11 protein-coding genes are annotated in these 15,027 nt (G+C 71.0%); 1 reads left to right on the top strand and 10 read right to left on the bottom strand.

Annotated elements, in window-relative coordinates; translation table 11 throughout:
• Positions 1–45: 45 nt before the first annotated feature.
• Genes F4561_RS20785 through F4561_RS20770 form a run of 4 tightly spaced genes read right to left on the bottom strand, consistent with a single transcriptional unit; the run spans position 46 to position 5,172 of the window.
• A complete protein-coding gene (locus tag F4561_RS20785; protein WP_184581038.1) occupies positions 46–270 on the bottom strand; it encodes a formate dehydrogenase subunit delta in 225 nt (74 codons plus the stop codon).
• Complete coding sequence (gene fdhF / locus F4561_RS20780) at positions 267–3,080, bottom strand: formate dehydrogenase subunit alpha (RefSeq protein ID WP_184581037.1); 2,814 nt, start codon at positions 3,078–3,080, stop codon at positions 267–269. Before fdhF ends, F4561_RS20785 begins: the two co-directional genes overlap by 4 nt.
• Entirely contained in the window at positions 3,077–4,693 is a 1,617-nt protein-coding gene (locus tag F4561_RS20775) for a formate dehydrogenase beta subunit (protein WP_184581036.1), read from the bottom strand. The genes fdhF and F4561_RS20775 overlap by 4 nt, the downstream gene beginning before the upstream one ends.
• Complete coding sequence (locus F4561_RS20770) at positions 4,690–5,172, bottom strand: NADH-quinone oxidoreductase subunit NuoE family protein (protein WP_281384261.1); 483 nt, start codon at positions 5,170–5,172, stop codon at positions 4,690–4,692. The genes F4561_RS20775 and F4561_RS20770 overlap by 4 nt, the downstream gene beginning before the upstream one ends.
• A 351-nt stretch (positions 5,173–5,523) precedes the next feature.
• Here F4561_RS20770 and F4561_RS20765 point away from each other — a divergent pair, with 351 nt between their 5' ends.
• Positions 5,524–6,033, top strand: coding sequence for a DUF1772 domain-containing protein (locus F4561_RS20765; RefSeq protein ID WP_184581034.1), 510 nt, complete (start codon positions 5,524–5,526; stop codon positions 6,031–6,033).
• 676 nt (positions 6,034–6,709) lie between these two features.
• Here the strand turns inward: F4561_RS20765 and F4561_RS20760 are convergent.
• The 6 genes from F4561_RS20760 to F4561_RS20735 all read right to left on the bottom strand — a co-directional run bounded on the left by F4561_RS20760 (position 6,710) and on the right by F4561_RS20735 (position 14,890).
• Positions 6,710–7,864 (bottom strand): hypothetical protein, encoded by a 1,155-nt coding sequence (locus F4561_RS20760; protein ID WP_184581033.1) that lies wholly within the window; start codon positions 7,862–7,864, stop codon positions 6,710–6,712.
• Positions 7,865–7,980: 116 nt separating this feature from the next.
• Positions 7,981–8,685, bottom strand: coding sequence for an HAD family hydrolase (locus F4561_RS20755; protein ID WP_184581032.1), 705 nt, complete (start codon positions 8,683–8,685; stop codon positions 7,981–7,983).
• Positions 8,686–8,766: 81 nt separating this feature from the next.
• The gene (locus F4561_RS20750) at positions 8,767–11,403 is read right to left on the bottom strand and encodes a polynucleotide kinase-phosphatase (protein ID WP_376773669.1); all 2,637 of its coding nucleotides are present in this window, start codon (positions 11,401–11,403) and stop codon (positions 8,767–8,769) included.
• Positions 11,400–12,959 (bottom strand): 3' terminal RNA ribose 2'-O-methyltransferase Hen1, encoded by a 1,560-nt coding sequence (locus F4561_RS20745; RefSeq protein ID WP_184581031.1) that lies wholly within the window; start codon positions 12,957–12,959, stop codon positions 11,400–11,402. The genes F4561_RS20750 and F4561_RS20745 overlap by 4 nt, the downstream gene beginning before the upstream one ends.
• A gap of 5 nt (positions 12,960–12,964) precedes the next feature.
• Positions 12,965–13,858: a non-homologous end joining protein Ku gene (gene ku, locus F4561_RS20740; RefSeq protein WP_184581030.1), complete on the bottom strand. Its 894-nt coding sequence runs from the start codon at positions 13,856–13,858 to the stop codon at positions 12,965–12,967.
• Between the two features lie 477 nt (positions 13,859–14,335).
• Positions 14,336–14,890, bottom strand: coding sequence for a hypothetical protein (locus F4561_RS20735; protein WP_184581029.1), 555 nt, complete (start codon positions 14,888–14,890; stop codon positions 14,336–14,338).
• Positions 14,891–15,027 lie beyond the last annotated feature (137 nt).

Genomic DNA, 15,027 nt, shown 5'->3' with positions numbered 1-15,027 from the left:
GGGCCTCCGCGGGAGACGTGTGTCGGGTGACCGTGCCACCCGGTGTTAACCGGTTTCGCGTTCCAACACGCGCACCGCCTCCAGGGCGAGCGGGTCGAACTCCTCCGGTTGCTCCGCCGCCCGTTTGCGCACATCGGCACGCATCCGGGGGTCCCAGAACTTGCGGATGTGGTCGGCGATCCACTCCACAGCCTTTTCGGGAGGCCGGCTGTGGAACTGGACAGCGATGTCGTTCACCATGCGGATCTGCGGGGAGGTCGTCGCCGTCATGTGTCCACCAACTCCGGTTCGGCGTCGTGCTCGGCCGTCGGAACACCGCCCGGGTTGAGCTGGCTGACCTGTACCGCGGTCACCTTGTACTCCGGGCAGTTCGTCGCCCAGTCGGAGTTCTCGGTGGTCACCACGTTCGCCCCGGTCTCGGGGTGGTGGAACGTGGTGTAGACGACCCCGGTGGGCATCCGGTCGGAGACCACCGCCCGCAGCTCGGTTCCGCCGATCCGGCTGGTCAGCGCGACCCGGTCGCCGTCGCTGATGCCGCGCTCCTCGGCGTCGTACGGGTGGATCTCCAGCACGTCCTCGGTGTGCCACGCCACGTTGTTCGTCCGGCGGGTCTGCGCCCCGACGTTGTACTGGCTCAGGATCCGCCCGGTGGTAAGGATCAGCGGGTACCTGCGGGTGCTGCGCTCCGAGGTGGGTACGAACGGCGTCTCGACGAACTTGCCCTTGCCGCGCACGAACGAGTCCACGTGCATGACCGGGGTGCCCTCGGGCGCGTCGTCGTTGCACGGCCACTGGACACTGCCGAGCTTGTCGAGCTTCTCGAACGACACCCCGGCGAACGTGGGAGTGACCGAAGCGATCTCCGCCATGATCTCGCGCGGGTGGTCGTAGGCCATGTCGTAACCCATGGCCTGCGCGATGTCGCAGGCGATCTGCCACTCGTCCTTGCCGGTCTGCGGCTTCATCACCGGACGTACCCGGTTGATCCGGCGCTCGGCGTTGGTGAACGTGCCGTCCTTCTCCAGGAACGACGTACCGGGCAGGAACACGTGCGCGTACTTCGCGGTCTCGTTGATGAACAGGTCCTGCACGACCAGCAGTTCCAGCGAGTCCAGCGCCGCCGTGACGTGCTGGATGTTCGGGTCGGACTGGGCGATGTCCTCACCCTGGACGAACAGCCCGCGGAAGGTGCCGTCGATCGCCGCGTCGAACATGTTCGGGATGCGCAGGCCCGGCTCGGCGAGGATGGGGCGCTGCCACAGGTCCTCGAACACCTCGCGTACGGCGTCGTCGGAGACGTGCCGGTAGCCGGCCAGCTCGTGCGGGAACGACCCCATGTCGCAGGAGCCCTGCACGTTGTTCTGCCCGCGCAGCGGGTTCACGCCGACACCCTCGCGGCCGATGTTGCCGGTGGCCATCGCCAGGTTGGCCATCCCCATGACCATTGTCGAGCCCTGGCTGTGCTCGGTGACGCCCAGCCCGTAGTAGATGGCGGCGTTGCCTCCGGTGGCGAACAACCGGGCGGCCTTGCGCAGCTCGTCGGCCGGGACGCCGGTGATCGGCTCCATCACCTCGGGGCTGTTCTCGGGCCCCCCGATGAACTCGGCCCAGGCGTCGAAGTCCTCGCACCGGTCGCCCACGAACGAGCGGTCGACCAGCCCTTCGGTGACCACGACGTGGCCCATCGCGTTGACGATGGCGACGTTGCTGCCCGGGTTCAACTGGAGGTGGTGCGCGGCCTCAATGTGCGGCGAGCGGACCAGGTCGATCCTGCGCGGATCGGCCACGATGAGCTGGGCGCCCTCACGCAGCCGCTGCTTCATCCGGGAGGCGAACACCGGGTGCGCGTCGGTCGGGTTGGCGCCGATCACCATGATCACGTCGGACTTGGCGACCGACTTGAAGTCCTGGGTGCCCGCGGACTCGCCGAAGGTCTGCTTCAACCCGTAGCCAGTGGGGGAGTGGCACACCCGGGCGCAGGTGTCGACGTTGTTGTTGCCGAAGGCCGCACGCACCATCTTCTGGACCGCGTACACCTCCTCGTTGGTGCAGCGCGACGAGGTGATCCCGCCGATCGTGCCCGCGCCGTGCCGGGTCTGGATGTCCTTCATGCGTTCCGCCACGTGGCTGATGGCGGTCTCCCAGTCGACCTCGCGCCACTCGTCGGTGTTCGACTCGCGAACCATCGGGGAGGTGACCCGGTCGGGGTGGGAGGCGTAGCCGAAGGCGAACCGCCCCTTGACGCAGGAGTGGCCCTCGTTGGCGCCGCCGTCCTTGTAGGGCACCATGCGCACGACCTCGTCGCCGCGCAGCTCCGCCTTGAAGGAGCAGCCGACCCCGCAGTAGGCGCAGGTGGTGAGCACCGTCCGGTTGGGCATGCCGAGGTCGACGACGGACTTCTCCATCAGGCTGTCGGTCGGGCACGCCTGTACGCACGCCCCGCACGACACGCAGTCGGAGTTCATGAAGTCGGTCCCGCCCGCGGAGACCTGGGAGTCGAAGCCGCGGCCCTCGATCGTGAGCGCGAAGGTGCCCTGCACCTCGTCGCAGGCCCGCACGCAGCGCGAGCAGACGATGCACTTGGAGGGGTTGAAGTCGAAGTAGGGGTTGCTGGTGTCCTTTTCGAGGTCGAGGTGGTTCTCACCCGCCTCCTGGCCGTAGCGCACCTGGCGCAGCCCGACCTCGCCCGCCCGGTCCTGCAGCTCGCAGTCGCCATTGGCGGAGCAGGTCAGACAGTCCAGCGGGTGGTCGGAGATGTAGAGCTCCATGACGTCCTGGCGCAGCTTCTCCACCTTCGGCGTCTGGGTGCTGACCTTCATCCCGTCCGCGACCGGCGTGGTGCACGAGGCGGGAGTGCCCCGTTTGCCCTCGACCTCGACCAGGCACAGCCGACACGACCCGAACGCCTCCAGGCTGTCGGTCGCGCACAGCTTGGGGATCTCGATGCCGCTCAGCGCGGCGGCGCGCATGACGGAGGTGCCCTCGGGCACCTGCACCGGTATACCGTCGACCTCTACTGATACGTTCGCCGGACCGTCCTTGGCGGGGGTGCCGTAGTCCGGCTCCTTCAACAAACTCATGCTCTGCTCTCCTCGTCGTCCGCGAGCACATCGCCGGGGCTTGAACCGTTGCTGGTCGTGTCGTTTCCTCCCGACCCCGTCGGCACGTGGCCGAAGTCCTCAGCGAAGTGCAGCAGCGCGCTCCGCACAGGATTGGGAGTCAGGCCGCCCATGGCGCACAGTGACCCGTCGGTCATCACCTCGCAGAGATCGTTGAGTGCCGCCAGGTTGGCGTCGGGTTCCTCGCCGGAGGTGATGCGGTCGATCACCTCGACCCCCCGAACGGCACCCACGCGGCACGGGGTGCACTTTCCGCACGACTCCTCGGCGCAGAACTCCATGGCGAACCGCGCCATCGCTGCCATGTCCACGGTGTCGTCGAAGACCACGATGCCCCCGTGGCCGAGCATCGCGTCGGCTTCCGCGAACGTCTCGTAATCCGTGGGCAGCTCGAACTGGGCCGCCGGGACGTAGGACCCGAGCGGGCCGCCGACCTGCGCCGCGCGCACCGGCCTGCCCGAGAGGGTCCCGCCGCCGTAGCCGTTCACGAGGTCGCCCAGGGTGATACCGAACGCCGTCTCGAAGACGCCGCCGTGCTTGATGTTGCCCGCGATCTGGAACACCTGCGTGCCGCGCGAGCGCTCCATGCCGTGGTCGGCGTAGGCCTGCGCGCCACCGGAGAGGATCGTGGGGACCGACGCCAGGGTCAGCACGTTGTTCACGATGGTGGGCTTGCCGAACAGCCCGGTGATCGCCGGGATCGGGGGCTTCGGGCGCACCATGCCGCGTTTGCCTTCGAGGCTCTCCAGCATGGAGGTTTCCTCGCCGCAGATGTAGGCGCCGGCGCCGACCCGCACGGACAGGTCGAAGCGCACCCCGGAGCCCAGGATGTCCGTGCCGAGCCACCCTTGGGCGTAGGCGATGTCGATGGCGGCGCGCATCGTGTCGACGGCGTCGGGGTACTCCGACCGGATGTAGATGTAGCCCTCGGTGGCGCCGACCGAGTGCGCCGCGATGGTCATGCCCTCGATGAGGCAGAAGGGGTCGCCCTCCATGAGCATCCGGTCGGCGAACGTGCCGCTGTCGCCCTCGTCGGCGTTGCAGCACACGAACTTCAGCTCGCCGGGGGTGTCGAGGACCGTCTTCCACTTGATCCCGGCCGGGAAGCCCGCGCCGCCGCGGCCCCGCAGTCCGGAGTCGGTGACCTCGGCGACAACGTCGGCCGGTTCGCGCTCAAGGGCCGCGCGCAGTCCGGCCAGCCCGCCGTGCGCGACGTAGTCGTCGGTGGACAGCGGGTCGGTGACACCGACCCTGGCGAAGCACAGCCGTTGCTGGTCGCGCATCCACGGCAGCTCCTCGACCAGGCCCTGGCAGAGTTCGTGGTCGGCGCCGTCGAGCATGCCGGAGTCGATGAGGCCGGGCACGGAGCCGGGCCGGACCGGGCCGTATCCGACCCGGCCGCGGTCGGTCTCGACCTCGACCAGCGGCTCCATCCAGAGCATCCCGCGGCTTCCGTTGCGCACCAGGCGGATGTCGCGGCCGGCCTCGCGGGCCGCGCCCCGGATGGCGGCGGCCACCTCGTCCGCGCCAACGGAGGCGGCGGCGGAGTCGCGCGGTACGTAGATCGTGGTCATGAGGACTCCCCGGGGGACGTGGCCGGTGCCGGATCAGCGGTCTCGGTGGTGGCCAGGATCTCGACAAGCCGGTCCGAGTCGACCCGGCCGTACATCTTGCCGTTGACCTGGGCCGCGGGGCCGAGCGCGCAGTTGCCGAGGCAGAAGACCTGGTCGAGGGTGACCGAGCCGTCCGGCGTGGTCTGCCCGACCTGCACGCCGAAGACCTGCTGCGCGTGCTCGACCACGCGCTCCGCTCCCACCGACTTGCACGCCTCGGCCCGGCACAGCCGGACGGAGACCCCGCCCGCCGGCTCGGTACGGAAGTCGGTGTAGAAGGTCACCACGCCGTGGACGTCCGCGCGGGATATGTTCAGCTCGCCGGCGACCAGCTCGACCACCGTGGAGTCGATATAGCCGAGTTGGTCGTGCAGGTCCTGCAGGATAACCAGCAACGGCCCTCGTTCATCCCGTCGGGTCTCTACAACAGAACGCACCATTTCGGCGACTTCAGCGCGTGACATGGGGGGCACCACCAAGATTGGTCCACGAGAACATGGATACAGCATCCAGGGCCGATGTGACCTGCGTCAAAGCGACCTTGCCTATGGGTACATAATTCAGGGTTATCACCACCCGGCACCGTTATTCGGCGCCCTGACTGCCGCCAGGACGCTCTTGTGTATACGGTATACCCGAGTATTGTGAAGTCAACGCGTTCCGGATGGGAGATTGGCGGCCGCGCCAACGCGGGAGTGACGGATCGCGGTCCTGGAACGCGTACCCGCGGACCGGGAAAGGGCGGCACCGCGGAGATGCGGCGGCAACCGCGCGTCTGGAAAGCTGCCGGCATGCGACGCACCGCGAACCGCCGGGCCGGGCGAAACCGGCCGTCCTGGCACGCACTCGCCCAGTACGGCCAGGCGCACTGGTTCTTCGGCAACCTCTACGAGGCCATGGTCGACATGCCCCGGCTTCTCGTGGACGCTCGACCCCGCCGCGCGCCGCGGCTTCTCGGCGCCGGGAGCCCGGTCCGCTACTACGCCCCCGCGGTTCCCCTGACGTTCGGGGCCACCGCCGCCGCCCTGGCCGACAGCTGGCGATCCGGCGGCGACCGGCGCGCGATCGTCGCGGCCGCGCTGGGCACGGCCTGGGCGACCGTCCTTTCCGCCTATCTGGTGCGCACCGTCAACCTGCGGTTGCTGCGCGGTGAAGCACCCCTGAGCGCGGCCGAAGCGCACGCGCTGGCCAGGAACTGGCATCTGGTCAACCTGGTCCGGCTGGCGGCACTCCTCCTCGCCGCGGAGGCCCTGCGAAGGGCGGCACCCCCCGAGCGGCAGGCGGTCAGCCGGGACGGCTAGATCGGTGATGTGGGTGGGTGGTTGGACCTCCGACGAGGGCGGCGACGGCGGTGTGGGCCAGCCCGCGATGATCGGTGCGGGTGCCCGATGGCGACGCACCCGGCGGGGGTGGTGCGGGCGTTCTCGGTGGTGCTCTCGGTGATCGTGCGGTTTTGCCTCCTTCACGCGCGTGAAGGAGTCAAAACCGCACGATCACCCTCAGAAGACTCGCAATTCGGACATAGCGGGCGCGTGTGGGGGTGCACCCCGCATCGAAGGTGACCGGGGGGACATGTTCGGCGCCGAGAATGACCACACAGTCACCCTCGATGCGCGCCCCGCCGCCGAGCGGGAACACCAGCGCCCTCCGGGACCACTACCCGCAGAACCGGCGGCCTTCGCCGCTCTCGTCGGGCGCGCAACCACCCGCATCCAGCCCCGAGTGCCGCCAACCCGGGCCATCTACCGTCCTCGCCGCTCCCGTCGGACGCGTCACCCTCGGGCACCCGCACCGCTCACCGTGGGCTGGCCCACCCCCATCCTCGCCGCCCCGTTGGGCGCGCCACCACCGGGCACCCGCAGCGGCACGCGCCAACCCCGGCCATCCGGTATCGTCGCTGCCCCGTTGGACGCCGTACCATCCGCCCGCCGCACCGATGACCGGCCAACCTGTACCTGGGAAGGCCGCGACAGACGGTCACCGCCGGCCGCGGCCTCCGAACCAGGTGCGCCCGCGCGAGTGGGCCTGCGCACCGGCCGGCTCCGGTGCCTCAGAGGTGGTTGGCGTGTTGGGATCCGACCAGGTGGCCGCGGCGACCGCGGCGGTCCCGGCCGCGTCGGCGACCTCGGTCGAGGTCGGTTCCTCCGGTTCGCGCGCGCCGGTGAAGCACAGCTCGTCGATGTCGCCGACGACGCGCACGCCGGACTCCCGCAGGTCCGCGACGTCGTCGGCGCTCCACTGCGCCACCTGCTCCCGGTACCGCGGCGGGATCGCCAACCGCGGGCCGCGGGAGTCGCGCTCGGCGAACGCGCCGATGAGGTGCTGGCGCAGGTTGCCCTTTACGCCGCGGGGCCAGTCGGTCGCCCCCAGGCGGGTGTTCACCGACCTGAGCACGCTGGCCTCGGCCGCCGTCACTCCCGAATGCACCGTGGTCGTGGTGTCGGGCGGGGAGAGGTGCTCGGTGGCGTCGCCGAGGCCGATGGCCTCCAAGAACCGGTGCCACAGCAGGTCGGCCGGCGACCCGGGGTTGGCGACGAGGGTCACCCGCTCCGCGCCGACGATCCCCGCCCACCGGTGTGCCAGCCGCCCCAGCGCGAACGCGCGCCACAGGTGCGCCTCGTGGTCCTTCTCGATCTCCGGCCACCCGCGGTCGCGGATGCGGGCGAGCCGCTCCAGGTAGGAGCCGAAGCCCATGGCGTGCCCGTTGCGCAGGTGCTGCTGCCACACCGAGGGCAGCAGCTTGCCCAGGTGGCGCGCGGTGATGACGACCTGGATGTCGTCGACGCCCAGCGCGTCGACGATCTCGCGGGCGGCGTCGGTCCGCACGACCGAGAGCGCCTCGGGGGAGACGATCGAGGTGCCCGGTGCCGCGTTGACCTGCCCCAGCAGCCGCTCCCACGAGCCGCGTTCGGCGGCCGCCTGGTCCTGGCCCACCCACGGGTACTCGGTGCCGAGGAGACCGTAGGTGGCGAACTCGTGGTAGTTGCGGCCAACCGGCCGGGGCCCCGTTGGCGGGAGCGGGTAGTCGACACCGATGCCCGTCAGCTCGTCGACACGCTCCCGCAGCATGTGCTGCAGGTAGGTCGTGCCGGACTTTTGCACACCAATGTGAAGGACGAGTCGAGTTGCCACGTACCGCTCCGTTTGTGGGGGAATCCGCGCCGAAGCTACACGCAAGAATGGGCGGCCGGGCGAACACCGGGCCAACCGCGGGTTACCACCGCGGCTCAGGGTGGTTCCGGTCGTGCTCAGGCGCCGGCCAGGACATACTCGGCCGCGCTCGCCAGGCTCCACGCGTGGCGGCCCACCGGCTCCGCGGGCGGTTCGTCGCGGACCAGGACCGCGCGGATCCCGTGCCGTTCGGGCCCGTGCACGTCGGCCCGCACACTGTCGCCCACCATCCACAGCTCCGAGCACGGCTCCAGCGCGTCGCGGGCGATCCGGTACGCCTCATCGTGCGGCTTCTCGAAACCGGTGCGCGCCGAGGTGAGGACGGCGTCGAAGTACCCGCCGAGCCCGAGCCGGGCCACGATGTCGGGCAGCTCGGGGGTGTGGTTGGACAGGATGACCTGGCGGTATCGGGCCTCGCGCACGCGCCGCAGCGCCTCGTGCGCACCGGGCAGGACCCGCCAGCCGGTGGAGCAGTACCGTTCCCGCACCCCCGCGGCGAGGCGGTCAGCGCGCTCGGGCGGGTAGCCGACACGCTGGTACACCCCGGCGAGCAGCCGGGTGATCGCCGCCCACCACTCCCGCGGCTCGCACAGTTCGGGGTGCGGGTGTTGCGGAGCGTGCCAGGGGAATCCCGTACCGGTGTGCGCGGCGAGATCCTGCCGGGTGAGGCGGTGCCCCGGATCCTCGGCGTCCAGCACCTCGATCATGCACCCCGACCACAGCCCGGGCCGCTCGGCCAGCGTCGCGTCGAAGTCCCAGATCACGCCGGGCTGCCCGGTCATAACCACTCCCTATCACTCGGTGCCGGCGCACCCATCCGCCACGCGGGTCCGCGTGGTGCCGCGCGGACCCGCGGGTACGGGCTACAACCGGGGGTCGACCGGTTCGGACTCCATGGCCAGCACCGCGAACACCGGCTCGTGCACCCGCCACATCGCCTCGCCGCGCGCGTGCCGCGCCAGGGACTCCAGCCCGAGCTTATGCTCGCGCAGCGCCAGCCCGCTCTTGCGGCCCAGCCCGCGCTGGCGCAGCTTCGCAAGGCGGTCCGGGCGCAGGTAGTCGGGCCCGTAGATGATCCGCAGGTACTCCGGCCCGCGCACCTTCAGTCCCGGCTGCAGCAGCCCCTTGGCGCCGGTGGCCAGGGCTCCCGACCCCGGTTTCACGACCATGCCCTCACCGCCGGACGCCACCAACTCGGACCACCACTCAGCCGCGGCGGAGGTCGCCGCCGGGTCGCTCAGGTCAACGGCGCGGTGCCGGGTGCCGATCACCAGCTCACTGTGTTTCGCCAGCCGTTCGGCCAGGGCGATGTGCCAGTCGTGGTCCCGGTCGGTGAACGCTGCGCCCTCGGCGGCGAGCACCGCGAACGGCGCGTACCGCAGGCCCTCAACGCCCTCGGTGTGCCAGGTGTACCTGCGGTACACCTGGCTGAACGCCTCGATGTCGCTCTCCCGGGAGTCGACCTCCTCGGTCAGCCCGGACACGTCCAGCCCGCGCTCGGCCGCCGCGGACAGCACCTCGCGCGCCGCCGGCAGCGCTGAGCGGGCCGCCGCCCCGAGCGCCGCGTACTGGTCGCGGATCAGCCCTTTGGCCTTCGCCGACCACGGCAGCAGCTCGCCGTCGAGGGCCAGCCAGTCGGTGTCGAGCTCGTCCCACAGGCCCGCCGCCTCGATCGCCGAGCGCAGCTCTTCCAGGACCGCGTCCTGGGTCGCGCGCTCGGCGAAGAACGGCCGGCCGGTGCGGGAGTAGACCGCGCCCAGGGTGCCAGGCACGAACCGCCGCTGCGCCGCCGCACTGTCGCGGCACACCACCGCAACCGCCCGGGAGCCCATGTGCTTCTCCTGGCAGACCACCCGGTCCAGGCCGGCGCTCCGGTAGTGGGTGAACGCCTCCTCGGGGCGCTCCAGCAGGTCCCCGTCGGTCGCGGTGGGTGCCGGCGCCATCGTGGGCGGTAGGTAGAGCAGCCACCGGGGGTCGACCGCGAACCGGCTCATCACCTCGAGCGCCGCCGTCGCGTGGTCGGTGGGGACCCGCACCGATCCGTGCCGGGTGTCGACGATCTCCCCGCTGGGAGGCTGGACGCCGTCCCGTGCGAGGCTCTCGGTCCCGAAGGGGACGTCGCCGATGTCGAGCACGCCCGGCTCGCGCGTGGCCTGCTCGGCGGGCGGCGCGGCAGTGTTGGTGTCCCCGGCGAGGAACGGCCGCGCCGGCTCGTACCAGGTGTGCTCGGCCGCGACGTCGACCAGCTCCCGCTCGGGGTAGCGCAGCGCCGTCAGCCGGCCACCGAAGACACACCCGGTGTCCAGGCAGATCGTGTTGTTCAGCCACTCCGCCTCGGGAACCGGGGTGTGCCCGTAGACGACCGTTGCCCGGCCGCGGTACTCCTTGGCCCACGGGTAGCGCACCGGAAGCCCGTACTCGTCGGTCTCGCCCGTGGTCTCGCCGTACAGGGCGAAGGAGCGCACCCGGCCCGAGGCGCGGCCCTGGTACTCCTCCTTCAGCCCGGCGTGCGCCACGACCAGCTGGCCGCCGTCGAGGAGGTAGTGGCTGACCAGCCCGTCGCAGAACTCCCGGACGGCCTGGCGGAACTCCTCCGGCTCGGCGTCGAGCTGCTCCAGGGTCTCGGCCAGCCCGTGCCCGACCTTGACCTTGCGCCCGTTGAGCGCTCGCACCAGTTTGTTCTCGTGGTTGCCCGCCACGCACAGGGCGTCGCCGGCCGCCACCATGCCCATGACCAGCCGCAGCACGCCCGGGGTGTCGGGGCCGCGGTCCACGAGGTCGCCAACGAACGCCGCGGTGCGTTCGGGGTGCCGCGCGCCGGTGGCCCGGCCCAACCGGTCCCGCTCGATGGTGTACCCGAGGCGCTCCAGTAGCGCCTCAAGCTCGGAGCGGCAGCCGTGCACGTCCCCGATGATGTCGAACGGGCCGGTGCTGTCCCGCTTGTCGTTCCACAGCGGCTCCGGCTCGATCTCCGCGCGCTCGACCTCCTCGACGCCGCGCAGGATGTGCACCCGGCTGAACCCCTCCTTGCGCAGGTGCTTCAGGCTGGAGCGGAGGTCGCGGTGCTGCCGCGCCACCACGTGGCCGCCGAAGTCGCGGTCGGGCCGGGACTGGTTGCGCTCCCGCGCGACGCTGACCGGGACGTCCAGCACGATCGCGGTGGCCAGCACGTCGTTCTGCTTGGCCACCCGCACCAGCTGGTCGCGGGCCTTGGGCTGCACGTTGGTGGCGTCGACGACGGTGAGCAGGCCGCGGCGCAGCCGGACGCCGACGATGTGGTGCAGCAGGTCGAACGCGGCGCTGGTGGCGGTCTGGTCGTTCTCGTCGTCGCTGACGAGGCCCCGGCAGAAGTCGGAGCTGATCACCTGCGTGTGCCGGAAGTGCCGCGCCGCGAAGCTGGACTTGCCCGAGCCGGACACCCCGACCAGCACGACGAGCCCCATCTGCGGGACGCCCAGCGCGCGGCGCTCGGTTGCGGGCTCCTGGTTCGGCTCGCTCACCGGGTGAACACTCCCATCTGTGTGGCCGGCCCGACCTCGGGGTCGTCGGTGCCGACCGGTAGGTAACGCGTCTGGTATCCGAACTGCTCGGCGACCCGCTCCGCCCACGCGCGGAACTCCGCGCGCGTCCACTCGAACCGGTGGTCGCCGTGCCGCAGGTGCCCTTCGCCGAGGCCTTCGTAGCGGACGTTGTACTCCGCGTTGGGGGTGGTGACCACGACTGTCCGCGGTGCCGTGTGGCCGAACACCACGTGCTCCATCGCGGGCAGCCGCTCGGGGTCGATGTGCTCGACGACCTCCATGAGCACAGCGGCGTCGTGGCCGGCGAAGCGGCCGTCGCGGTAGACGGCGGACCCGATGAGCAGGTCGAGGCGGCGCCGCTGGTGCTCGGGCATCCGGTCCACCCGCAGCCGGCGCCGCGCCTGGGTGATCGCCGATGCCGTGACGTCGACCCCGGTGACGAGCTCCACCGAGGTGTCGTCGAGCAGCCGGCCCACCAGCTTCCCGCTCCCGCACCCGACGTCGATGACGCGGCGCGCTCCCTCCGCTTTCAGCGCGGACAGCACCGCGCCGAGCCGCGCCTCGGCGAGGGAGGGGCCCCGTTCCGCGCCCTCGACCGCGCGGTGCGGTACCGCGGAATCGCTCGCCGCGGGCGGGCCGGCGGTTTCGGGGATCTCCTCGAGCGTCGGGTCGGTGACACGGGTGTCGTCGGTCTCGTTCGTGGCGAGATCCTCGACCTCGGCCAGCCGGCTGATCGCGGCGCGTGTCAGGTGGGTGCGGCGGGCCAGGTAGCGGCGCACGATGTAGCCGCGTTCGGGGTGGGTGGCGAGCCAGCCCGCCTCGTCCTCGGCGGCGCCCTCCTCGCCGGCGGTGGTGCTGTCCGCGCCGGTCGCACCGTCCGAGGCGGTGTCATGTGCCCGCACGCCGCCCGCGCGCAGCAGCTTGTCGACCTCGTCCTCGGCGACCCAGTAGTGCTTCGCGCCGTCGAGTACCGGAAGCAGGACGTAGAGGTGGCTGAGCGCGTCGGAGAGGCGCTGCGTACCGGTGAGCGTGAGCCGCACGTACCCGGAGTCGCCCCAGTCGGGCAGCTCCGGGTCGAGCGGGACCGGATCCGCGTCGACCTCCCAGCCCAGTGGTTCGAAGAGCCGCCTCACCCGGTCGGTCCCGGCCCGGCAGGGCACCGCGGGGACGTGCAGCGTCAACGGGATCGCGGTCGCGGCGAGTTCGGGGCGGGCCGCGCACCGGCCGTTGAGCGCGCTGCGGAACACGTTGCCCAGCGCGACCGCGAAAAGCGAGGACGCCGCGTACGGGCGGTCGTTGACGTACTGGGCCAGAGCGAAGTCGGCCTCGCGCTTGCCGCGGCGCGCGCGGGAAAGCTGTTGCGGGTCGACCTCCAGCAGCAGCGCGGCGGTGCACGACTCGGGGCCGGCGTGCGGGTAGAAGACGTGCGCCGTGCCGTACGACTGGTCGAAGCGCTGTACCCGGTCGGGGTGCTTATGCAACAGGTAGCCGAGGTCGGTCGCTGGTTCGTGTTCGGTCCGGATTGTCAGGAGCACGCCCCTTAGTGTGGGGGAACCCGACGATGGTCTCCACGCGATTTTCCGCCCGGTCCGCGGCCTGATGCGGTCATCTCGCGTTGCGGCTGCGGCGCGGGCCGCTGGTTGCGGGCCTCGGCGATGGCGGACTCCAGGTCGCTGCGGCTCATCCTGGACCGGCCGGCGATGTCCAGTTCACTCGCGATCCGGTTGAGCTCCTTCTTCGGGAGCTCGGACAGAGGAGCCTCGGCCCGCAGCTTCTCCAGCCGCCGGTGGTGGGTGTCGACGTAGTCCTCGGGCCGCCATTCCTTGGACATGGCGTTGACGAGCTGCTTGGTCAGGTCCAGTTCCCGCTCGCCGGCGCGCTGCTCGGGGATGCTGGGCAGTACCTCCGGGGGATCGCGGATCTCGTCCGGCCAGTACAGGGTGCTCAGAGTCAGCACCCCTTTCCGCGGTCCGATGACGCTGAGGTACTCGCGCTGGCGCAGCACCACCGACGCCACGCCCAACCGCTCCGTGTCGGTCAGGGCGCGGTAGAGCAGCCGGTACGGCTTGGCGGCGGCGTTGGTCTCGGGGGCGAGGTAGTACGCGGCGTCGTACCACAACGGGTCGATCACCTGGGCGGGCACGAAGGCGCTGATCTCCATCTCGCGGCCGCGTCCCGAAGCGATCGGCTCCAGCCCAGCGGAGTCCAGGAGCACGTACTCCTCGTCGGCGCTGGTCTTGGCGCCCGTGGTGATCCGGTCGCGGGGTACTTCCTCACCGGTGCGCTCGTTGACCATTCGGTGGCGAATGCGGTCGGACGTGCCCTGCTCGAACTGGTGCATGGTGATGCTGTGGCGCGACCGTGCGGTGAGCAGCCGCACGGGAACGCTCACCATGCCGAACGAGAGCGTCCCCTTCCACACCGGTGATGGCATCGCGATCACCCCCTCGTCTTCGTGATCATGCCCCTTACCAGGTAAAACGTCCAGGTCTGCGGGTAAAGATCGCGGGAGGGTGATATGCCGGGCGCGCACGGCGAGGCGGACAGCGGGCGCGCACCGGTACAGGGCGGGTGACTCCGGCGCACGCGCGCTCCCCGTTGCGCGCCATCGGCCGTCCGGGTCGGGCGCCGCCGGGGTTCTGGAGGGTCCGTAGGTGGGGCGTCCGCGAGGGGCGGAGCCGATTGGGCGGCACACCGGAGGTGCCCGAAGGTTCCCGGCTTCGGGGCGCCCGACCCGGCGAGCGGCAGCGAGCCCAAAAGACAGGTCGGGCGCCGCCGGGGTTCTGGAGGGTCCGTAGGTGGGGCGTCCGCGATGGGCGGAGCCGATTGGGCGCCACACCGGAGGTGCCCGAAGGTTCCCGGCTTCGGGGCGCCCGACCCGGCGAGCGGCAGCGAGCCCAAATAGCACTACCTAGCGCCTCGCCTCGCCTCTTTGCTCGCTGAGCCCACCGAAGGGAACCGTGCGGATTTGCCACTCGTCGTCTGCCGTCAGCCAGAACAGGAAGTCCTCGGCGGTCTCGCCGTCGACCTCCTCCGTGTACTCCAGGGTGACGGTGGCGATCGGGATCTCGCCCTCGGTGTCGGTGCCCATCTCGACCTCGCCGACCTCCGCGGCGTCGGCGCCGTTGAACCCTTCGGCGTAGGTGGGGAAGGCGGGCTCGCATTCCTCCTCCATGGTGGCGTTGGCCTGGTCCATCGTGGTGAGGGTCACCGAGGCGTGCGCGTCCTCGTCGATCAGCGCGCAGCCCACCTCGCCGTCGCCGGTGCGCACCGCCTCAAGGAAGTCCTCTGCCGCGGCGCGCGCCTCGTCCTTGTCGCCGGCGGCGCCCTCGTTCTGGGACTCCTCCGCAGAGGAGTCGGACTCCTCCTCCGCGGCCTCGTCGCCGGTGCCGCCGGAGTCATCACCGCAGGCGGTGAGCGCGAAGACCAACGCGAGCACGCAGGGGGCAAGTGCGAGTCGTCTCATGGGAGCCGCTTTCTGGATGGGGGGTCTCAGGGCCACTGCCGGACGCGGCTCCGTTCCCCGGAACCGCGCCCGTGCGGGCGTTCGCGCAATGCATACCGCATCCGCGACCACGATGCCGAACCGGGGCGGGCTGTCCC

This window comes from Lipingzhangella halophila (assembly GCF_014203805.1).
Taxonomy (GTDB): domain Bacteria; phylum Actinomycetota; class Actinomycetes; order Streptosporangiales; family Streptosporangiaceae; genus Lipingzhangella; species Lipingzhangella halophila.
Note: the sequence above shows the minus strand (reverse complement) of the source record. Positions and strands in the feature narration are given on the sequence as shown.